This window comes from Pseudomonas sp. FW300-N1A1, assembly GCF_058789115.1.
The window spans coordinates 12,589-33,384 of the sequence record NZ_JBYTBK010000007.1 but is presented as its reverse complement, the minus strand read 5'-3'; the positions used below and the strand labels follow the sequence as shown (position 1 = coordinate 33,384).

Here is a 20,796-nt window from a genome sequence, read left to right as displayed (position 1 = left end):
TGTTGGGTTTAATACGTGAGGTGCAGGTCGCAGGACGTGCAGAGCAGTCCGCGCCCTTGCCGGATGGCAGGGGCGTGGACGGTCTGTTTAATAGCTGGTTTCGGGCAGGCTGGCGATGATCGAGCGGTAGCTGTTCATGCGCTGCTGCTGCACGCGGCCATCTTCCAGCGCTTTGAGCAGGGCGCAACCCGGTTCCCGGTCGTGCTTGCAGTCGCGGAAGCGGCAGGTGCCGATCAAATCGTTGAACTCAATGAAGCCGGCTTCGACATCGGCACGGCTGACGTGGCCCAGGCCGAATTCACGAATACCCGGGGAGTCGATCAACTCACCGCCACCGGGGAAGTGGAACAACCGCGCGGTGGTGGTGGTGTGAGTGCCCTGGCCGGACAGTTCGGACAGCGGACCGACGCGGGTATCGACTTCCGGCAGCAGGCTGTTGACCAGCGACGACTTGCCGACACCAGACTGGCCGACGAAAACGCTGATGCGCCCGTCCAACTGCTTCTGCAGGGTTTCCATGCCATTGCCATGGTGCGCCGAGACTTCCAGCACGGGGTAGCCCAGCGTGCGATAGACCGCCAGCAGCGCATTGAGCGCCGGGGCGTTCTGCTCGTCGATCAGGTCGAACTTGTTGAGCAGCAGCAACGGGCGAATGCCGGCATGTTCGGCGGCCACCAGATAGCGGTCGATCAGGTTGGCGTGCGGCTCGGGCAGTGGCGCGAAGACGATCACGATCATGTCGACGTTGGCCGCTACCGGCTTGAGCTGGCCACGGCTGTCCGGGCGACACAGCTCGGTGTTGCGCGGCAGTTGCGCGACGATCACCCCGATGCCCTGGTTGCCGGCACGCCAGACCACCTGGTCGCCGGTCACCAGCGCAGGCAGGTTGGCGCGCAAGTGGCAGCGGAACACCTGGCCGGCCAGTTCGCCCTCGCAGGCCTCGACCTCGACCTGGACGCCGAAGTGGGCGATTACCAGGCCTGTCTGCTCAGGGCCAAGGTCACCACCTTCCAGCGCTTGCACGGCGGAGGATTCGCGTTTGGCGGCGCGGGCAGCGCGCTCGCCTTGAATCTTTTCGATGCGCCAGTTTTGACGACGATTGAGTTGGCGTTTGGCCATGGGTGTTCCGTGTTGATAATGCAGCGATTAGGTAAAACGGCCGCGAGTTTAGCACGCCCGCGTGCGTGCCTAGGCTAAACTGCGCAACACTGCTTAGGAGTCGACACATGCAAAACCCACAGAATCTGATCTGGATCGACCTGGAAATGACCGGTCTGAACCCGGACACCGACGTCATCATCGAAATGGCCACCATTGTCACTGACAGCAATCTCAATACCCTGGCCGAAGGCCCGGTGATCGCCATTCACCACAGCGACGAGATCCTGGCCGGCATGGACGAGTGGAACACCCGTCAACATGGCGGTTCCGGCCTGACCCAGCGGGTGCGCGACAGCCGTATCAGCATGGCCGAAGCCGAAGCCCAGACTCTGGTGTTCCTGGAGCAATGGGTGCCCAAGGGCAAGTCGCCGATCTGCGGCAACAGCATTTGCCAGGACCGTCGCTTCCTCTATACCCACATGAAGTCCCTGGAAAGCTACTTCCACTACCGCAACCTGGACGTCTCGACCCTCAAGGAGCTGGCTGCACGCTGGGCGCCAGAGGTCCGTGACAGCTTCAAGAAGGGTAGCACCCACCTGGCGCTGGACGACATCCGCGAGTCGATCGCCGAGTTGCAGCATTACCGCCAGCACTTCATCAAGGCCTGATGATCGGGCGCTCCCTCAGGCGCTGCAATCACCCTGTGGGAGCGGGCTTGCCCGCGAATGGCCCGGTCGGGCCATGAAGTTGTCTGGGGCTGAGAACATTCTTGAGTGCCCTCTTCTGGTGCCGACCCTAAATGGCTAGACTGCGCGCCTTCTTGCAAGGACCGCCGCTATGTTGCTGATGCTCTACCTGATTGCCATTACTGCTGAAGCCATGACCGGCGCGTTGTCTGCCGGTCGTCGTGGCATGGACTGGTTTGGCGTGGTGCTGATCGCCTGTGTCACGGCGCTGGGTGGTGGGTCGGTGCGTGATGTGCTGCTCGGGCATTACCCGCTGACATGGGTCAAGCACCCGGAATACCTGGTGCTGACGACGGTCGCAGCGATGTTCACGGTGTTCGCGGCACGCTGGATGCGCCATCTGCGTTCAATGTTCCTGGTGCTCGATGCGGTGGGGCTGGTGGCCTTTACCCTGATCGGTTGCATGACAGCGCTGGAAATGGGCCACGGCATGTTGGTGGCATCCGTCAGCGGCGTTATCACCGGGGTATTCGGCGGCATCCTGCGCGACATCTTCTGCAACGACATTCCGCTGATCTTCCGCCGCGAGCTCTACGCCAGCGTCTCGTTCGCGGCCGCCTGGTGCTACATGTTTTGCCTGTACCTGCAATTGCCGGGCGAGCAGGCGATCCTGATCACCTTGTTCGGCGGTTTCCTGCTGCGCTTGCTGGCAATCCGCTTTCATTGGGAAATGCCCAAGTTCGTCTACAACGACGAGCATTAACGACTGGCGTGTTGCCTGAGCGCCCAGGCCACGTGTTCGCGAACCAGTTCTGACGGATGCTCGGCCCGCGCTTTCAAGGCTTCCAGCACCACAATGCTCGATGGCGCGTTGCCCAGGCCCACGGCCAGATTGCGCAGCCAGCGTTCATAACCGGCGCGACGCAGGGGTGAACCTTCGGTGCTGCTCAGGAACTTGTCTTCGTCCCACATGAACAGTTCGGCCAGTTCGGCATTGTCCAGGTTGTGGCGGGGTTTGAAGTCGCTTTCGCCGGAGGGGCGAGCGAAGCGGTTCCACGGGCAGACGATCTGGCAATCATCACAGCCGAACACCCGATTGCCGATCAACGGTCGCAAGTCTTCCGGGATGGAACCTTTGAATTCGATGGTCAGGTAGGAAATGCAGCGCCGGGCATCCAGTACATAGGGGCCGACGAACGCGTTGGTCGGGCAGATGTCCAGGCACGCCGTGCAGCGCCCGCAATGTTCGGTGCTGTGGGGCGGGTCCACGGGCAAGGGCAGGTCGACGAACAGTTCGCTCAGGAAAAAGTAACTGCCGGCCTTGCGGTTCAGCACCAGGGTGTTTTTGCCGATCCAGCCAAGGCCTGCCTGCTCGGCGATGGCTTTTTCCAGGACCGGGGCGCTGTCGACGAACGCCCGGTAGCCGAACGGGCCAATGACTTGCTGAATCTTCTCCGCCAGTTGCTGCACGCGCTTGCGGATCAGCTTGTGGTAGTCGCGGCCCAGGGCGTAGCGCGAGATGTAGGCTTTTTCCGGTTGGGCCAGCATCTGCGCCATCCGGGTGTCACCCGGCAGGTAGTCCATGCGCAGCGACACCACGCGCAAGGTGCCGGGCACCAGTTCGTCGGGGTGTGAGCGTTTGCTGCCGTGGGCGCCCATGTAGTCCATTTCACCGTGGTAGCCCGCTTCGAGCCAGCGCGCCAGGTGCTGCTCATGCTCAGCCAGGTCCAGGCCGCTAATGCCGACTTGTTGAAAGCCCAGCTCGCGGCCCCAGTCCTTGATCGATTGGGCGAGAGCGGGCAGGTCTGTGGTAATTGCAGGCATGAGACAAGAGAAACCGGAGCTGAGGTGCGTATAATTCTGCCAGACATCGGAGCCCGAAGACGCATGCCGCAGACAAAACACGATTTACCCGACGTTCAGTCACTGGATCCAGCCTGTTTAACGACGCTCTCGGCACGTTCGCCGAGTGCCCATAAAGGCCGGTTCGGTCATGTGCTATTGATTGGCGGTGACCGGGGGTTGGGCGGTGCGATCCTGCTCAGCGCCCAAAGCGCCTTGCGTAGCGGTGCCGGGCTGGTCTCGGTCGCCACCCGCAGCGAGCATGTGCCGGCGGCGTTGGCTCGCTTGCCCGAGGTCATGGCTGTGGGGGCTTCATCGGCCAACCAGTTGATGGGGCTGTTGGGCCAGGCTTCGGTGCTGGTGGTTGGTCCGGGGCTGGGGCAGAACGCCTGGGGTCGCAGTTTGCTGTCGGCGGCGGCCAATTCGCCGTTGCCCCAAGTCTGGGATGCCGACGCACTGAACCTGTTGGCGCTGGGGGGCGTGAGCCTGCCCAAGGATTGCGTGATCACGCCGCATCCAGGGGAAGCTGCGCGTCTTTTGGGGATTTCGACAGCTGAGGTTCAGGCGGATCGCCTTACCGTGGCGCGCGCGCTGAGCACGCAATTCAAGGCAGTCGTGGTTTTGAAAGGCGCGGGCAGTCTGATCGCCAGTCCCGATGGTCGAGTGTTTCGCTGTGATCGCGGGCATCCGGCCATGGCCAGTGCCGGCCTGGGTGATGTATTGGCTGGCGTGGTGGGTGCATTGCTGGCCCAGGGAATGGACGCCTTCGAAGCGGCCGCGCTGGCCGTCTGGCTGCATGCCGTTGCGGGTGAGGGGCAAGGCAAAATGGGCCGGGGGCTGGCGGCCAGTGATTTGATTCCCGCCATTCGTCAGTTGCTGGAGGAGCAAGTACCGTGTCTGAAGTAACCCTGTACCTGGCCAATGAAGACGCGATGGTCGCGCTGGGCACTCGTCTCGCTGAAGAGACCCGAGGGCACGGCATCCTTTTTCTGGAGGGGGACCTTGGAGCAGGTAAAACCACCTTGTCGCGGGGCATTATCCGGGGGTTGGGACATGCCGGCTCGGTGAAAAGTCCGACGTTCACCCTGGTCGAGCCTTACGAGATCGGTGATGTTCGCGCCTTCCACTTCGACCTGTATCGATTGGTCGACCCGGAAGAACTGGAGTACCTGGGCATCCGCGACTACCTCGAAGACGATGCGTTGTGCCTGATCGAATGGCCCTGCAAGGGTGCAGGCTTTTTGCCAAAGCCTGACCTGACCATTACCATTAGCCCGCATGGCAGCGGACGTTCGCTGAGATTATTGCCCCAAGGCGCGCGTGGCGAGTCGTGGTGTGCCGCTTTGGCATTGGAATTCAAATAAATGATGGGGTTAGGTATGCGCTTTCGCGCGTTGGTTGCTGTCGTAGGAATGCTGCTTACGGCACTGGCCGTCGACGCTGTGGCTGCGACAAAGGTGAACAGCGTTCGCCTGTGGCGGGCGCCGGACAACACGCGACTGGTGTTTGACCTGTCTGGCACGGTTCAGCACAGCGTCTTCACCCTGACGGCCCCTGATCGCCTGGTGATCGACATCAATGGCGCAACGCTGGGCGCGCCGCTGAATGTCGCCACCGCCAATACGCCGATCACCGCCATGCGTTCGGCGCAACGTACACCAACCGACCTGCGGGTGGTCATCGACCTGAAAAAGGCCGTGACCCCGAAGAGCTTCGTGCTCCCTCCGAACGCGCAGTACGGCAACCGACTGGTGGTCGATCTCTTCGATAACCCGTCCGATGCTGCGCCTGCGCCCGTGTCGACGCCGGCCCCAAGCGTTGCCACAGCCCCTGCGGTGCCGGTGACTCCGACTGAGCCGGCGATCAAGCTGCCGCCGGCTCCGGCTGGCAAACGCGACATTATCGTGGTCATCGATGCCGGTCACGGCGGCGAAGACCCGGGGGCCTCCGGGTCCCGTGGCCAGCGCGAGAAAGACGTGGTGCTGGCGATCGCGCGCGAGTTGCAGCGCCAGGTCAACGGCATGAAAGGCTTCCGCGCCGAACTGACCCGGACCGGCGACTACTTCATCCCGCTACGCGGTCGTACCGAGATTGCCCGCAAGAAGGGCGCCGACTTGTTTGTCTCCATTCACGCCGATGCCGCGCCTTCGAAGGCGGCCTTTGGTGCCTCGGTGTTTGCACTGTCCGATCGTGGCGCTACCTCCGAGACCGCACGGTGGCTGGCCGACAGCGAAAACCGTTCCGACCTGATCGGTGGTGCCGGCAACGTCAGCCTCGATGACAAGGACCGCATGCTCGCCGGTGTCTTGCTCGACCTGTCGATGACCGCTTCGCTGACCTCCAGCCTGAACGTCGGGCAAAAGGTCCTGAGCAACATTGGCCGGGTCACGCCGTTGCACAAGCAACGCGTCGAGCAAGCCGGGTTCATGGTGCTGAAATCGCCGGACATTCCATCGATCCTGGTGGAAACCGGGTTCATCTCCAACGCCAACGAAGCCTCGAAACTGGCCGCGGCGAGCCACCAGCAAGCACTGGCACGCTCCATCAGCAGCGGTGTGCGGCAGTTCTTCCAGCAAAACCCGCCGCCGGGCACCTACATTGCCTGGTTGCGTGATTCCGGCAAGATCGCCCAAGGGCCTCGCGATCACACCGTGCGCCCGGGTGAAACCCTGGCCATGATTTCGGTGCGCTACCAGGTATCGGCAGCGTCGCTGCGCAGTGCCAACGGGCTGAAGACCGATGAGCTGAAAATCGGCCAGCACCTGAATATTCCGGGTACCGACCTGGCGGCCAAGGAATGAATGACATCGTGAATAACTCGGCGCGTATCGAGCTGCTCAGCCCGCGGCTGGCGAACCAGATTGCCGCCGGTGAAGTGGTTGAGCGCCCGGCGTCGGTGATCAAGGAGTTGCTGGAAAACAGCCTCGACTCCGGCGCCCGGCGCATCGACGTCGATGTCGAGCAGGGCGGCGTCAAGTTGCTACGGGTACGCGACGATGGCAGTGGCATCCCGGCCGATGACTTGCCCCTGGCCCTGGCCCGTCACGCCACCAGCAAGATCCGCAACCTGGAAGACCTCGAGCAGGTCATGAGCCTGGGGTTTCGTGGTGAGGCCCTGGCCTCCATCAGTTCCGTGGCGCGCCTGACCCTGACTTCCCGCACCCGTGACGCCGATCAGGCCTGGCAGGTAGAAACCGAAGGCCGCGACATGGCGCCCCGGGTACAGCCGGCGGCGCATCCGGTGGGTACGTCGGTGGAAGTGCGCGACCTGTTCTTCAACACCCCGGCGCGCCGCAAGTTTCTCAAGACTGAAAAAACCGAATTCGATCACCTGCAAGAAGTGATCAAGCGCCTGGCGCTGGCGCGTTTTGACGTGGCCTTTCACCTGCGCCACAACGGCAAGACCATTCTCAGCCTGCACGAAGCCCATGATGACGCAGCGCGTGCACGACGTGTGGCGGCGATCTGCGGTTCGGGTTTCCTTGAACAGGCGTTGCCGATCGAAATCGAGCGCAATGGCCTGCATCTGTGGGGCTGGGTCGGGCTGCCGACGTTCAACCGCAGCCAGGCTGACCTCCAGTATTTCTTCGTTAACGGCCGTGCCGTGCGCGACAAACTGGTGGCCCACGCGGTGCGCCAGGCTTATCGCGACGTGTTGTTCAACGGTCGTCACCCGACCTTTGCGCTGTTTTTCGAAGTTGACCCGGCCGCGGTCGATGTCAACGTGCACCCGACCAAACACGAAGTGCGCTTTCGCGACGGGCGCATGGTTCACGATTTCCTCTACGGCACCCTGCACCGCGCCTTGGGTGATGTGCGCCCGGAAGACCAGTTGGCCGCGCCGGCGGCAGTGACCACCATGGTCCGCCCGACCGGTATCGAGGCGGGGGAGTTCGGCCCGCAAGGCGAAATGCGCCTGGCCGCCAATGCGCTGCTAGAGCAGCCGCAGGGCGCGCCGACGTTCAATGCGCCAGGATCGGGCGCGGGTGCCGGTTATCAGTACCAGTACTCGCCACGTGCGCAATCACCGGGTGTGCCGGTGGCCGAAGCCCAGGCCGCCTATCGCGAATTTTTTGCACCCTTGCCCGAAGCCAATGCGACGGCGCTGCCGGACGGTCAGGGTGATATCCCACCGTTGGGCTATGCCCTGGCGCAGCTCAAGGGTATCTACATTCTGTCGGAGAACGCCCAGGGGCTGGTGCTGGTGGACATGCATGCCGCCCATGAGCGCATCATGTACGAACGCCTGAAGGTGGCGATGGCCAGCGAAGGCCTGAGCGGCCAACCGTTGCTGGTGCCGGAATCGCTTGCCGTCAGCCAGCGTGAGGCCGACTGTGCCGAAGAACATGGCAGCTGGTTCCAGCGCCTGGGCTTCGAGTTGCAGCGCCTGGGCCCGGAAACCCTGGCGATCCGCCAGATTCCGGCCTTGCTCAAGCAGGCCGAGGCCAACCGCCTGGTCCAGGATGTATTGGCGGACCTGATGGAATATGGCACCAGCGACCGGATTCAGGCGCACCTGAACGAATTGTTGGGCACCATGGCCTGCCATGGCGCCATTCGCGCCAATCGGCGCCTGGCCTTGCCAGAAATGAACGGCCTGCTGCGGGACATGGAAAACACCGAACGCAGCGGTCAATGCAACCATGGCCGACCGACCTGGACCCAATTGGGCCTGGACGATCTGGACAAACTGTTCTTGCGCGGTCGTTGATGAACCAGCTTCCTCCAGCGATTTTCCTGATGGGCCCGACCGCTGCGGGCAAGACCGATCTGGCCATCGAGCTGACCAAGGTCCTGCCGTGCGAGCTGATCAGCGTCGATTCGGCGCTGGTGTATCGCGGCATGGACATCGGCACCGCCAAGCCCTCGAAAGAACTGTTGGCCGAATTTCCCCATCGCCTGATCGATATCCTGGATCCGGTGGAGGCCTATTCGGCGGCTGATTTCCGTCGAGATGCCCTGGAGGCCATGGTGGATATCACCGCGCGCGGCAAGATCCCACTGCTGGTCGGTGGCACCATGCTCTATTACAAGGCGCTGGTCGAAGGGTTGGCGGATATGCCGGCGGCTGACCCGCAGGTCCGCGCAGAGATCGAAGAAGAGGCGGCACGCCTTGGCTGGCAAGCCCTGCACGATCAGTTGGCGGTGATCGACCCGGTGTCGGCGGCGCGCATTCACCCCAATGATCCCCAGCGACTCAGCCGGGCGCTGGAGGTTTATCGGGTCAGCGGCCAGAGCATGACCGAGCTTCGTGCGCGACAATCTGCGCAAAGTACTGAAGCAGGCGCTTCGGGTCGGCCACAATTGCCCTATACTGTTGCAAATTTGGCGATTGCCCCGGCAAATCGTCAGGTACTGCACGCGCGTATTAAACAAAGATTCACACAAATGTTGGAACAGGGATTCATTGACGAGGTCGTAGCCCTGCGTAAAAGAAGTGACCTGCACTCGGGGTTGCCGTCTATACGCGCTGTGGGCTATCGACAAGTCTGGGATTACCTGGATGGCAAGCTGACGTCAGCCGAGATGCAGGAGCGTGGGATCATTGCCACGCGCCAATTGGCGAAGCGCCAGTTCACCTGGTTGCGCAGTTGGGCTGACCTGCACTGGTTGGACAGCCTGGATTGCGACAATCTGCCACGCGCCTTGAAATACCTGGGAACGGTCTCCATATTGAGCTGAGTCCTTGCAATTGCCGTCTATCCTTGGGGGTGTGACGGCTCAAGCCATCTGTTTATCTATTTTTTATTATTGAATCCTTAAAGGAGTGCGGCACATGTCAAAAGGGCATTCGCTACAAGACCCTTACTTGAATACTTTGCGTAAAGAGAAGGTGGGGGTTTCCATCTATCTGGTCAACGGGATCAAACTGCAAGGCACGATCGAGTCCTTCGACCAGTTCGTCATCCTGCTGAAAAACACCGTCAGCCAGATGGTTTACAAGCACGCTATCTCTACAGTGGTACCGGTTCGTCCAATTCGTCTGCCAAGCGCAACCGAATCCGAACAGGGTGACGCTGAGCCAGGTAACGCCTGATAGGAGTCTCCTTTGTTCTTTGAGCGCCACGGTGGTGGTGAACGAGCCATTCTCGTTCACTTGGATGGTCAGGACCCTGAGGCGCGCGAAGATCCGCAGGAGTTTCAGGAGTTGGCAATTTCGGCCGGCGCCGAGACCGTCGCGTTTGTTAACGTGCCGCGTCATCGGCCATCCGCCAAATACCTGATTGGCAGCGGCAAGGTCGAGGAGTTACGCGACCAGGTCAAAGCCGAGCAGGTCGATCTGGTGATTTTCAATCACACCCTCACGCCCAGTCAGGAACGTAACCTCGAACGTGTTTTCGAGTGTCGCGTGATTGACCGTACGGGGCTGATCCTCGATATCTTCGCCCAACGCGCCCGCACCCATGAAGGCAAGCTCCAGGTCGAACTGGCCCAGCTTGATCACTTGAGTACGCGGCTGGTTCGCGGCTGGACTCACCTTGAGCGGCAGAAGGGCGGTATCGGTCTGCGCGGTCCGGGTGAAACCCAGCTGGAAACCGACCGGCGTCTTCTGCGGGTTCGCGTGCGGCAGATCAAAGGTCGCCTGGAAAAGGTTCGCAGCCAGCGTGAGCAGGCTCGTCGCGGCCGCAAGCGTGCGGATATCCCCTCGGTGTCACTGGTTGGCTATACCAACGCCGGCAAATCGACGTTGTTCAACTCGGTGACCCAGTCCGACGTTTTCGCCGCCGACCAACTGTTCGCCACCCTCGACCCGACCTTGCGCCGGCTTGAGCTCAACGACCTTGGTCCGATCGTGCTGGCCGACACAGTGGGCTTCATTCGTCACTTGCCGCACAAGCTGGTTGAGGCATTTCGGGCTACGCTCGAAGAGTCGAGCAACTCGGACTTGCTGCTGCACGTGATCGACGCCCATGAACCTGAGCGCATGGCGCAGGTTGAACAGGTGATGGTGGTACTGGGCGAGATCGGTGCGCAAGACTTGCCGATCCTTGAGGTATACAACAAACTCGATTTGCTCGAGGGCGTAGAGCCGCAGATCCAGCGCGATGCCGATGGCAAACCGCAACGGGTCTGGTTGTCGGCGCGCGATGGCCAGGGTCTGGACCTGCTCAAGCAGGCAATCGCGGAACTGCTCGGCGATGATTTGTTCGTCGGCACCTTGCGCTTGCCACAGCGTTTTGCTCGACTGCGTGCACAGTTCTTCGAACTGGGCGCGGTACAGAAAGAAGAACACGACGAAGAAGGCATCAGTTTGCTGGCTGTTCGTTTGCCACGGGTCGAGCTCAATCGACTGGTGAGTCGCGAAGGTTTGCAGCCGCTGGAATTCATCGAGCAACACACTTTGCAATAAAAGCCTGAAAAAGCGGTTGTGCCGCTGTGGCAGGCATTCTGTAGCATTGGTCGGCGCGCCGTGGGTGCGTCTTTGCTTTATCAGATGGAGAGCGCTATGGCTTGGAATGAGCCGGGTGGCAACTCGAATAATCAGGATCCTTGGGGTGGTAAGCGCCGCAATAATGGCGACCGCAAGGGGCCACCGGATCTCGACGAGGCCTTCCGAAAGCTGCAGGAAAGCCTGAACGGGTTGTTCGGTAGTGGTAAAAAACGCAGTGATGACGGCGGTGGTTCGAGCAAGGGCGGCGGTTACGGCCTGCTCGGCATCGGCCTCGTGGTGCTGGCGGCCGTCTGGCTGTACAGCGCGGTCTACGTCGTCGACGAGCAGGAGCAGGCCGTGGTGCTGCGCTTCGGCAAGTACTACGAGACTGTCGGCCCGGGCCTGAACATCTACTTCCCGCCGATCGATAAAAAGTACATGGAAAACGTCACGCGTGAGCGTGCGTACACCAAGCAGGGTCAAATGCTGACTGAAGACGAAAACATCGTCGAAGTGCCGCTGACCGTGCAGTACAAGATCAGCAACCTGCAGGATTTCGTGCTGAACGTCGATCAACCGGAAATCAGCCTGCAGCACGCGACCGAGAGTGCCTTGCGCCATGTGGTGGGTTCCACCGCGATGGACCAGGTGCTGACCGAAGGTCGTGAATTGATGGCCAGCGAAATCAAGGAGCGTCTGCAACGCTTCATGGATACCTATCGCACCGGTATCACCGTGACCCAGGTCAACGTACAGAGCGCAGCCGCACCGCGTGAAGTCCAGGAAGCCTTCGACGATGTGATCCGCGCTCGTGAAGATGAGCAGCGTTCGCGCAACCAGGCTGAAACCTACGCCAACGGTGTTGTACCGGAAGCTCGTGGTCAGGCCCAGCGCCTCATTGAAGATGCCAACGGTTACCGCGACGAAACGGTCTCACGCGCCAAGGGTGAGGCTGATCGCTTTACCAAACTGGTTGCCGAGTACCGCAAGGCTCCTGAAGTCACGCGTCAGCGTCTGTACCTGGACACCATGCAGGAAGTCTTCAGCAACACCAGCAAGGTTCTCGTGACCGGCAACAAGGACGGCCAGAGCAATCTGCTGTACTTGCCGCTGGACAAGATGATCGACAGTGGTCGCACCACTATCGCTCCGGCGACCAGTGCTGCAGCCAGCAGCAATGAAGCGAATACGCGTGCGGCAGCAGATCTGCAGCAACCGGCACGTACCAGGGAGAGTCGCTGATGAGCAATAAATCGCTGATCGCCCTTATTGTCGGCGTCGTCGTGGCGATCGCTGCCTGGAACTGCTTCTACATCGTGGCTCAGACCGAGCGTGCGGTGCTGCTGCAGTTCGGTCGCGTGGTTCAGACTGATGTTCAGCCAGGCCTGCATGTGAAAGTGCCTTACGTTAACCAGGTGCGTAAATTTGACGCACGCCTGATGACGCTGGATGCGCCGACACAACGTTTCCTGACGCTGGAAAAGAAAGCGGTCATGGTTGATGCCTACGCCAAGTGGCGCGTGAAAGATGCCGAGCGCTTCTACACCGCGACCTCCGGCCTCAAGCAGATTGCTGACGAGCGCTTGTCGCGTCGTCTGGAATCGGGCCTGCGTGACCAGTTTGGTAAACGCACCCTGCATGAGGTGGTTTCCGGTGAGCGTGATGCGCTGATGGCGGATATCACGGCTTCGCTGAACAAGATGGCGGAAAAAGAACTGGGCATCGAAGTGGTCGATGTTCGGGTCAAAACCATCGATCTGCCGAAGGAAGTGAACCGCAGCGTGTTCGAGCGTATGAGCACCGAGCGTGAGCGTGAAGCCCGCGAGCACCGCGCCAAGGGTAACGAACTGGCAGAAGGCATTCGTGCCGATGCCGATCGTCAGCGCCGTGTACTGCTGGCTGAAGCCTATCGTGAATCTGAAGAGGTTCGCGGTGATGGTGATGCCCAGGCCGCTGCGATCTACTCCAAGGCCTACGGCCAGGACCAGGAGTTCTACGGTTTCTACCGTAGCCTGCGTGCCTACCGTGAAAGCTTCGCGAACAAAACCGACGTCATGGTTCTGGACCCAAGCAGCGACTTCTTCCGTTACCTGGAAAAAGCCAAACCTTGATCCAACACTGATCCTGAAGGAACCCCGCCGGGCGGCTAAAGCCTCTCGCGGGGTGATCCTTTGGGAAAACGTGTGTATGATGCGGCAGCCGGGAAATTCCCGGCTTTTTTGCGTCTGCACGTTTGATTGCGTGCAATCGGGTTGAACAACTCGACAGGTTTTTCGAGGAAAGTGTTTGGCGAGGCCGGATTCAGGCCGATCGCCGCGTCGTTCATGGGCGCGACTTATGCGAATGGGTCAGACATTTTCTGCTTCACTCAAGGTCGGCCCGAGGGCTGGCCGCCCGGATCATAGGGGAATGGCGTAATGGCAACGGTAGACCGCTGGCTGCTGCCAGATGGCATCGAAGAAGTACTGCCACCAGAAGCGGCGCGCATTGAAGTGGCGCGTCGTCAGGTGTTGGATCTGTTCCAGAGCTGGGGTTACGAGTTTGTCGTGACTCCCCATATCGAGTACCTGGAATCCCTGCTGACCGGCGCGGGCCAGGACCTGGATCTGCGCACCTTCAAGGTCATCGACCCGCAGTCGGGCCGCCAGATGGGCTTCCGTGCCGACATCACGCCGCAAGTGGCGCGCATCGATGCGCACACCTTGCGTCATGAAGGCCCGAGCCGCCTGTGCTACGCCGGCAGCGTGCTGCATGCGCAGCCGCGTGCCTTGTCGTCCTCGCGCAGCCCGATCCAGCTGGGCGCCGAGCTGTACGGCGATGCCAGTCCGAGCAGTGACGTTGAAGTCATCAGCCTGATGCTGGCGATGCTGCAGCTGGCCGACGTACCGGATGTGCACATGGACCTCGGTCACGTTGGCATCTATCGTGGCCTGGCGCGTGCCGCCGGTTTGTCCGGTGAAGTCGAGCAACAGTTGTTCGATGCCTTGCAACGCAAGGCCGTCGATGAGGTCATTACCTTGACCGAAGGCCTGCCTGCCGAACTGTCGGGCATGCTGCGGGCGTTGGTCGACCTGTGTGGCGGCCGCGAAGTGCTGGCCGCTGCCCGCGAGCGCCTGGCCAATGCGCCGGCGCCAGTGCTGGCGGCGCTGGACGATTTGCTGGCGATTGCCGAGCGTCTGTCCCTGCGTTTCCCGGAGCTGCCGCTGTACTTCGACCTGGGCGAGTTGCGCGGTTATCACTACCACACCGGTGTAGTGTTCGCGGTGTTCGTACCGGGCGTGGGGCAGTCTATCGCTCAGGGCGGTCGTTACGACGACATCGGCGCCGACTTCGGTCGTGCCCGTCCGGCAACCGGCTTCTCTACCGATTTGAAAACCCTGGTGACCCTGGGGCGTGCTGAAATCGAGCTACCGTCTGGCGGTATCTGGATGCCTGACAGTACGGATGCAGCACTCTGGCAGCAGGTTTGCCAGTTGCGCAGTGAGGGTCAGCGTGTCGTCCAGGCTTTGCCTGGACAACCATTGGCCGCCGCCCGTGATGCGGACTGCGACCGGCAATTGATTCAGCAGAACGGGCTTTGGCAAGTATTGCCGCTGGCTTCTTGAGTTTTCCTGCCGGCGTTGCCGGCACCAAGTTTGCGCGAATGAGGACAAGTGTTATGGGTAAGAATGTCGTAGTCCTGGGCACCCAATGGGGTGATGAGGGCAAAGGCAAGATCGTTGATCTGCTGACCGAACATGCTGCCGCCGTAGTGCGCTACCAGGGTGGCCACAACGCTGGCCACACGCTGGTGATCGACGGTGAGAAAACCGTCTTGCACCTGATCCCGTCGGGCGTGCTGCGCGAAGGTGTGCAGTGCCTGATCGGCAACGGCGTGGTGGTTGCACCTGACGCCCTGCTGCGCGAGATCACCAAGCTGGAAGAGAAAGGCGTACCGGTGCGCGAGCGCCTGCGTATCAGCCCGTCCTGCCCGCTGATCCTGTCGTACCACGTAGCGCTGGACCAGGCTCGTGAAAAGGCCCGTGGCGAGCTGAAGATCGGCACTACCGGTCGCGGTATCGGCCCAGCTTACGAAGACAAGGTTGCACGTCGTGGCCTGCGTGTAGGCGACCTGCTCGACATGCCGCGCTTTGAAGCCAAGCTGCGTGAGCTGGTGGAATACCACAACTTCATGTTGGTCGGTTTCTACAAAGAGCCAGCCATCGACTTCGACAAGACCCTGGCCGAGTGCAAAGAATACGCTGAGCTGCTCAAGCCGCTGATGCTGGACGTGACTGCCGAGCTGCACGACCTGCGTCGCGCTGGCAAAGACATCATGTTCGAAGGCGCCCAAGGTTCGTTGCTGGACATCGACCACGGCACCTACCCGTACGTGACCAGCTCTAACACCACTGCTGGCGGCGTTGCTACCGGTTCGGGCGTTGGCCCTATGTTCCTGGACTACATCCTGGGCATCACCAAGGCTTACACCACGCGTGTAGGTTCGGGCCCATTCCCGACTGAGCTGTTCGACGAAGTCGGTGCGCACCTGGCTAAACAAGGTCACGAGTTCGGCGCGACTACCGGCCGTGCTCGCCGCTGTGGCTGGTTCGACGCCGTTATCCTGCGTCGCGCTATCGATGTGAACAGCGTCTCGGGCATCTGCCTGACCAAGCTGGACGTACTCGACGGTCTGGAAACCATCAACATCTGCGTCGGCTACAAAGATGCGGAAGGTAAGGACATTGCCCCGACTGACGCTGACAGCTACGTGGGCCTGCAGCCGGTGTACGAAGAAGTGCCGGGCTGGACCGAGTCGACCGTGGGTGCCAAAACCCTGGAAGAGCTGCCAGCTAACGCCCGTGCTTACATCAAGCGCGTTGAAGAGCTGATCGGCGCGCCGATCGACATTATTTCGACGGGCCCGGACCGCAACGAAACCATCGTTCTGCGTCACCCGTTCGCTTAATAAGTCGTTGATGTAAAAAACAAAGGGCCCTTGATAGGGCCCTTTGTCGTTTCTGCCTGCCGAACGGCATGACCTTTGCTGTGAAGTCCATTAAGCGCACCGCTTTCAGCGTGCCATCATATTAATGGCGTCAAGCAGGGGGATTTTAAGTGTCGGCCGTTCTCTCACTGTTACAAAGCCGGTTGTTGCGGCCGGTGTTCGTTACCCTTGGTATCGCTCTTTTGGTGCAAGTCCTGGTGGCTGTTGCGCTGACCCGGAGCACCGTGACGGCATTGGAGGCGGATCTGGGGGCTCGCCTGGGCGCGGATAGCCAGAAGCTTTCTGGCGAGCTCGAGCAGGCCGGACGCGAGGTCACCTCTAGTCTCGACAGTCTGTCCACCAGCACCCGCCAGCGTCTGACGAGCGGCTTGTCCTCGCGGCTCGAGGACGAACAGGCGCAGTTGCGCGCCACCCTGGAAAAGGACCTGAAGGACTCGGCCAATGATATGGCCCAGCTCCTGGCCTCGGTTGCGCCGCGTGCCATGTGGGACAGCGACGTTCCGACCCTGTCGGAGTTCGCCCGGCGTGCCCAGCGCAATCCGAACGTGTTGTTCGTGGTCTACGACGATGCCACCGGCCAGCACCTGACGCGGTACCTGAACCGGGAAAACCCGATCAACAAGGCCCTTTTGGAAAAGGGCCAGGGTGAGCGGGCGCTGGACAAGGTCCTGGACGCGGCGAAAAACGATCCTTCGGTTTACTACGTCGAAGCCTCGATCAATCCCAACGGGGTGGAGATCGGCAAGGTGCTGATGGGGGTCTCCACCGCTTCAGTGGAAAGTAACCTCGCCGCCCTCGACAAGCGCTTCTCGGCGTTGATCGCCAGCAGCGACCAGTTGGTCGGTGACAGCCTCAAGGGGGCAGCAGCCGACAGTGCCACGGCCATGCGTTCGCGCTTGCAGTCGGCGCAAGCCACCGCCGGCGAGATGAAGGCCAATACCACCAGCACCGTACAGGAGGCCGCTGCGACCTTACGCTGGCGGATCGGCTTGGCGCTGGCGCTGGTCGGTTGTGGTGTCTTGCTGTTGCTGGCAGTGGTGCTTGGGCGGCGCGTGGTCAATCGTTTGAAACTGCTGATTGCCGCCATGGATGACCTGGCGGCGGGAGAGGGGGACCTGACCAAGCGAGTGAAGATCAGCAGCAAGGACGAAATCGGCGACATGGCATCGGCGGTCAACCGCTTTGTGGATAAGTTGCAGCCCATCGTGCGCGAGGCTGGCGATGTGGCTCAGCGCACGGGCGTTGAAATCGGCGCCATGACGCGGCGCAATGCCGGTGCGGACGCGGCGGCGGCCTCCCAGCGTGATGAGGTGGCAGAGAGCCTGCGGGCGTTGTCGCAAATGGCGGATGAGGCGCAGGCCGAAAGCCAGGCCATGCAGGCGGCCTTGCAGCAGGTGGTGGACATCCGCCAGGCGACGGACGAAAACACCCGGACCTCGGCGCAGGTCGGCAGCCTGATAGAGGCGTTGGCCGGGCAGGTCGACACCGGGGCCAAGGTCATCGAGCGGCTGGCGCAGCAGAGCGAGCAGATTGAGGTGGTGCTGGAGGTGATCCACGGGATTGCCGAGCAGACCAATCTGTTGGCGCTGAACGCCGCCATCGAAGCGGCGCGTGCCGGTGAAACCGGGCGCGGATTCGCGGTGGTAGCGGACGAAGTGCGGGCCTTGGCCAGCAAGACGCAAAGCTCGACCGGCGACATCCAGGCGCACATTGGCGCCTTGCAGCAGGGCGCTCGTGAGGCCGTGGCGGCGATTGGGCAGGCCGGGCGTCAGGCCAACGAGGGGCTACTGGTATTGCGCGACAGTGCGCGTTTGCAGCAGTCGGTGCAGGTGTCCGTCGAGCAGGTCCATGCGGCCATCGGCCTGGCGACTCAGGCAGCGGCTCATCAGGCCCAGGGTGCGCAAGCGGTGCGGGGGCGGGTCGAGACCATTCATGCGCAGGCAGAGAAAGCGGCCCAGGCGGTGGTAGAGACTACGGTCAGCGGCAAGGTGCTGGACGGCCTGGCCGCGCAGTTGAAAGCGAGCCTGGGGCAGTTCAGGGCTTGATGGGGTGTCTGGGCTGCCGCCATCGCGAGCAGGCTCGCGATTGGCGGTCTCAGCGGCTCAAATACATCCGTGTCGTCAACAGGTAAACGGGCAGCCCCGACACCACGATCAACAACGCCGCATAAGGCGCCGCCGCCGCAAACTCAACATTGGCGGTATGCGCCCAGACCTCGGTCGCCAGTGTGTTGAGTCCGGTCGGGCTCAACAGCAAGGTCGCCGTCAGTTCCTTCATCGCATCCAGAAACACCAGGGCAAAGGCGGCGCCCAGCGCCGGAAAGATGATTGGCAGCGTCACCCGCACGAACGCGGTCAATGAGGAGGCGCCGAGGGTTCTTGCCGCTTCCTCCAGCTGAGGGGCCGCCTTGTTCAGTGCCGTGCGTATCGGCGCCTGAGCCAGGGGCAGGAACAGCAGTGCATAGGCAATCAGCAGTAATCCCGAGGTCTGATACAGCGCCGGCACGTAGTGCAAGGCGAAGTACACCAGCGTCAGCGCGATCACCAGGCCAGGCAGTGCATGCAGCAGATACGGCAGGCGCTCGGCCCACAGTGCCAGGCGGCCCTTGTAGCGAACCACCAGCAGGCCCACGGGCACCGCCAGCACCAGGCACAGCGCCGCGCCACCCAGGGACAGCGCCAGCGACGACAGCAAGGCTTCGCTGATTGCGGCCACCGGGAACGCTGCGGAAGAGCCGACGGCCAGCCAGTACGCCAGCATACCCAGGGGGACTCCGCTGCCGACCACCGCCAGTAACAAGCAGTAGAGCTGCCCGCCGACCGCCCAGCCGCCCAGTCGCACTTGCTCGGCATGCCGGGCCGCGCCCTGGCCGATCCGCACGTGCCGGCCTTTACCGCGTACCCGCAACTCCAGCCACAACAACATCAGGCACAGCGCCAGCAATACCGCCGACAGCATCGCCGCGTTGGCATTGCTGAACTCCAGTTCGAACTGTTGGTAGATCGCCGTGGTGAAGGTTTGCAGGCCGATGATCGACAGTGCGCCGAACTCCACCAGCATGTGCAGGGCAATCAGCAGCGAGCCGGCCAGTAGGGATGGCCAAAGCAGCGGCAAGGTGATCTTGAAAAATACCCCCCAGCGGTTCAGCCCCAGGGTGCGGGCCGACTCTTCCAGAGCGGGGTCGAGATTGCGCAGCATGGCCGCCACCGGCAGAAACACCAGTGGGTACTTGGACAGGGTCATCACCAGGATCGCTCCGCCCAGTCCCTCGAAGCTCGCGCTCAAGGAGACCCAGGTGAAGCTGCTGACAAATGCCGGAACCGCGAACGGCAGGCATAGGATCACCCCCCACAAGCGCCGGCCGCGCAAGTTGCTGCGCTCCAGTAGCCAGGCCAGCGACAGGCCGATGATGGCGCAGGCCACCGTCACGCCGATCATCAACAGCAGCGTATTGCGCAGCAGGCCAAACACGTAGGGGCGCCATAACAAATGCACCGCCTCTGCCCAGCCCGCCTGCCAGGCCTTGAGGCCGACATACAGCAAGGGCAGCAGGCTCAGGCAGACCAGCAGCAGAACCGGCAGCAGCAACCCGATCGATGGTCGCTTGCGTCGGGGAACATAGCCTGCGCGGGTCGCAGGGGTGGGCAGCGACAGGCTCATCAGTTCAAGCCAACTTCGCGTTCCAATTCCAGGGCTTCTTCGGCGTTACCCAGGTCGGCTGGCGTGACCTTTGGCGCTTGCAGTTCGCTGAACGGCTTGAGCCCGCGATCCGATTCCATGCCGTTGTGCAGCGGGTACTCGGCGGTGGTCTGGGTGATCACGCGCTGGCCTTCTTCGCTGGCCATGTAGGCGAGCAACTGCTGGGCTTCTTGTGGGTGTTTGCTGGACTTGAGCACCGCTGCGCTGGAGACGGTTATCAGGCCGCCGACATCGCCGCCGGTGAAGTAATACAGTTTTGAGTCGAGCTGGCCTTTTTCCCGTTGCAGGGCAAACCAGTAGTAGTTGTTCACCAGTACGGTGGCGACTTCACCGTTTTCCACCGCCTTCAAGGCCACCATGTTGTTGCTGTAGGTCTTGCCGAACGCGCGCAGGCCGGTCAGCCATTCTTCGGCGGCGTCCATTCCGTGCATCTTGATGATCGCGACCGCTTGTTCCTGGAATGCACCGCTGGTGGGGACGAAGCCGACCTTGCCTTGCCACTGCGGGTCGGAGAATTCCATGACCGATTTGGGCAGGTCTTTTTCGTCGATCAGTTTCGGGTTGTAGGCAACCACCCGGACCCGGGCAGTGACGCCGATCCAGGTGCCATTGCTGGCAACGTATTCCTTGGGCAGAACGGCAAGGGTGGCGTCGTCGGCCTTGGCCAGCAGGCCTTGTTCGCCCAGTTTGTTCAGGGGTGGGGATTCTTCGGTGTAGATCACGTCGGCTGGCGAGCGATCGCCTTCTTCGACGATCTGGCTGGCGAGCTGGTTACTGCTGCCTTTGCGTACGTTGACGTGAATGCCGGTCTTGGCTTCGAAGGCTTTGGCGACAGCGTCACCGACTTCCTTGTGTTGGCCGTTGTACAGCGTCAGGGAAACGGGGTCGGCAGCCTGAGTGAGCGGGGAGGTCAGGGTCAGCCCCAGCAGGGTGATGGTCAGGCCGCGGCGCAGGGTATTTCGAAACGTCATTCGCAGGGTTCCTCACTGTCGCATTGCAAAATCTTGCAACAATGATAAACGATATTGTTTCTCAAGTGCGTCTTGCGGGGAGGGTGAGGGTTTGCTAAGGAGCTGGTGCTGAACTCTGTGGAGAGGAGGTGCCTGGAG

At 61.6% G+C, this 20,796-nt stretch carries 18 protein-coding genes; 14 read left to right on the top strand and 4 right to left on the bottom strand.

The window, feature by feature from the left end:
• Positions 1 to 87 precede the first annotated feature (87 nt).
• Entirely contained in the window at positions 88 to 1,119 is a 1,032-nt protein-coding gene (gene rsgA / locus AC3WQN_RS07555) for a small ribosomal subunit biogenesis GTPase RsgA (protein ID WP_095144732.1), read from the bottom strand.
• A 107-nt stretch (positions 1,120 to 1,226) separates the two neighbouring features.
• Here rsgA and orn point away from each other — a divergent pair, with 107 nt between their 5' ends.
• Together orn and AC3WQN_RS07545 are read left to right on the top strand one after the other, a co-directional pair.
• Positions 1,227 to 1,769 (top strand): oligoribonuclease, encoded by a 543-nt coding sequence (orn, locus tag AC3WQN_RS07550; RefSeq protein ID WP_095078137.1) that lies wholly within the window; start codon positions 1,227 to 1,229, stop codon positions 1,767 to 1,769.
• Between the two features lie 169 nt (positions 1,770 to 1,938).
• The gene (locus tag AC3WQN_RS07545) at positions 1,939 to 2,550 is read left to right on the top strand and encodes a trimeric intracellular cation channel family protein (RefSeq protein WP_103398941.1); all 612 of its coding nucleotides are present in this window, start codon (positions 1,939 to 1,941) and stop codon (positions 2,548 to 2,550) included.
• Here AC3WQN_RS07545 and queG read toward each other — a convergent pair.
• Complete coding sequence (queG, locus tag AC3WQN_RS07540; protein WP_095144735.1) at positions 2,547 to 3,611, bottom strand: tRNA epoxyqueuosine(34) reductase QueG; 1,065 nt, start codon at positions 3,609 to 3,611, stop codon at positions 2,547 to 2,549. The genes AC3WQN_RS07545 and queG overlap by 4 nt on opposite strands.
• A 63-nt stretch (positions 3,612 to 3,674) precedes the next feature.
• Between queG and AC3WQN_RS07535 the strand changes: the two genes are divergently transcribed.
• The 12 genes from AC3WQN_RS07535 (at position 3,675) to AC3WQN_RS07480 (ending at position 18,033) form a co-directional block, all read left to right on the top strand.
• Complete coding sequence (locus tag AC3WQN_RS07535) at positions 3,675 to 4,535, top strand: NAD(P)H-hydrate dehydratase (protein WP_103398942.1); 861 nt, start codon at positions 3,675 to 3,677, stop codon at positions 4,533 to 4,535.
• Complete coding sequence (gene tsaE, locus AC3WQN_RS07530) at positions 4,523 to 4,993, top strand: tRNA (adenosine(37)-N6)-threonylcarbamoyltransferase complex ATPase subunit type 1 TsaE (RefSeq protein WP_103398943.1); 471 nt, start codon at positions 4,523 to 4,525, stop codon at positions 4,991 to 4,993. The genes AC3WQN_RS07535 and tsaE overlap by 13 nt, the downstream gene beginning before the upstream one ends.
• A 3-nt stretch (positions 4,994 to 4,996) precedes the next feature.
• On the top strand, positions 4,997 to 6,430 hold the full coding sequence (locus AC3WQN_RS07525) for an N-acetylmuramoyl-L-alanine amidase (protein ID WP_218277348.1): 1,434 nt from the start codon (positions 4,997 to 4,999) through the stop codon (positions 6,428 to 6,430).
• Entirely contained in the window at positions 6,427 to 8,340 is a 1,914-nt protein-coding gene (gene mutL, locus AC3WQN_RS07520; RefSeq protein WP_103398945.1) for a DNA mismatch repair endonuclease MutL, read from the top strand. Before AC3WQN_RS07525 ends, mutL begins: the two co-directional genes overlap by 4 nt.
• The gene (gene miaA / locus AC3WQN_RS07515) at positions 8,340 to 9,311 is read left to right on the top strand and encodes a tRNA (adenosine(37)-N6)-dimethylallyltransferase MiaA (protein WP_103398946.1); all 972 of its coding nucleotides are present in this window, start codon (positions 8,340 to 8,342) and stop codon (positions 9,309 to 9,311) included. The genes mutL and miaA overlap by 1 nt, the downstream gene beginning before the upstream one ends.
• Positions 9,312 to 9,405: 94 nt before the next feature.
• Positions 9,406 to 9,666 (top strand): RNA chaperone Hfq, encoded by a 261-nt coding sequence (gene hfq / locus AC3WQN_RS07510; RefSeq protein WP_010221594.1) that lies wholly within the window; start codon positions 9,406 to 9,408, stop codon positions 9,664 to 9,666.
• 12 nt (positions 9,667 to 9,678) lie between these two features.
• On the top strand, positions 9,679 to 10,980 hold the full coding sequence (gene hflX / locus AC3WQN_RS07505) for a ribosome rescue GTPase HflX (protein ID WP_095144740.1): 1,302 nt from the start codon (positions 9,679 to 9,681) through the stop codon (positions 10,978 to 10,980).
• Between the two features lie 96 nt (positions 10,981 to 11,076).
• Positions 11,077 to 12,243 carry an FtsH protease activity modulator HflK gene (gene hflK, locus AC3WQN_RS07500; RefSeq protein WP_095144741.1) on the top strand — a complete coding sequence of 389 codons (1,167 nt, stop codon included), beginning with the start codon at positions 11,077 to 11,079 and terminating at the stop codon, positions 12,241 to 12,243.
• Positions 12,243 to 13,112 (top strand): protease modulator HflC, encoded by an 870-nt coding sequence (gene hflC / locus AC3WQN_RS07495; protein WP_095144742.1) that lies wholly within the window; start codon positions 12,243 to 12,245, stop codon positions 13,110 to 13,112. Before hflK ends, hflC begins: the two co-directional genes overlap by 1 nt.
• Before the next feature lie 306 nt (positions 13,113 to 13,418).
• Positions 13,419 to 14,606 (top strand): ATP phosphoribosyltransferase regulatory subunit, encoded by a 1,188-nt coding sequence (locus AC3WQN_RS07490; protein WP_103398947.1) that lies wholly within the window; start codon positions 13,419 to 13,421, stop codon positions 14,604 to 14,606.
• Between the two features lie 53 nt (positions 14,607 to 14,659).
• Entirely contained in the window at positions 14,660 to 15,949 is a 1,290-nt protein-coding gene (locus AC3WQN_RS07485; RefSeq protein ID WP_103398948.1) for an adenylosuccinate synthase, read from the top strand.
• Positions 15,950 to 16,098: 149 nt separating this feature from the next.
• Positions 16,099 to 18,033, top strand: a complete 1,935-nt coding sequence (locus tag AC3WQN_RS07480; RefSeq protein WP_103398949.1) for a methyl-accepting chemotaxis protein — start codon at positions 16,099 to 16,101, stop codon at positions 18,031 to 18,033.
• Between the two features lie 49 nt (positions 18,034 to 18,082).
• Here AC3WQN_RS07480 and AC3WQN_RS07475 read toward each other — a convergent pair whose 3' ends face one another.
• The gene (locus tag AC3WQN_RS07475; RefSeq protein WP_103398950.1) at positions 18,083 to 19,648 is read right to left on the bottom strand and encodes an ABC transporter permease; all 1,566 of its coding nucleotides are present in this window, start codon (positions 19,646 to 19,648) and stop codon (positions 18,083 to 18,085) included.
• The gene (locus AC3WQN_RS07470; RefSeq protein ID WP_103398951.1) at positions 19,648 to 20,658 is read right to left on the bottom strand and encodes an extracellular solute-binding protein; all 1,011 of its coding nucleotides are present in this window, start codon (positions 20,656 to 20,658) and stop codon (positions 19,648 to 19,650) included. Before AC3WQN_RS07470 ends, AC3WQN_RS07475 begins: the two co-directional genes overlap by 1 nt.
• Positions 20,659 to 20,796 lie beyond the last annotated feature (138 nt).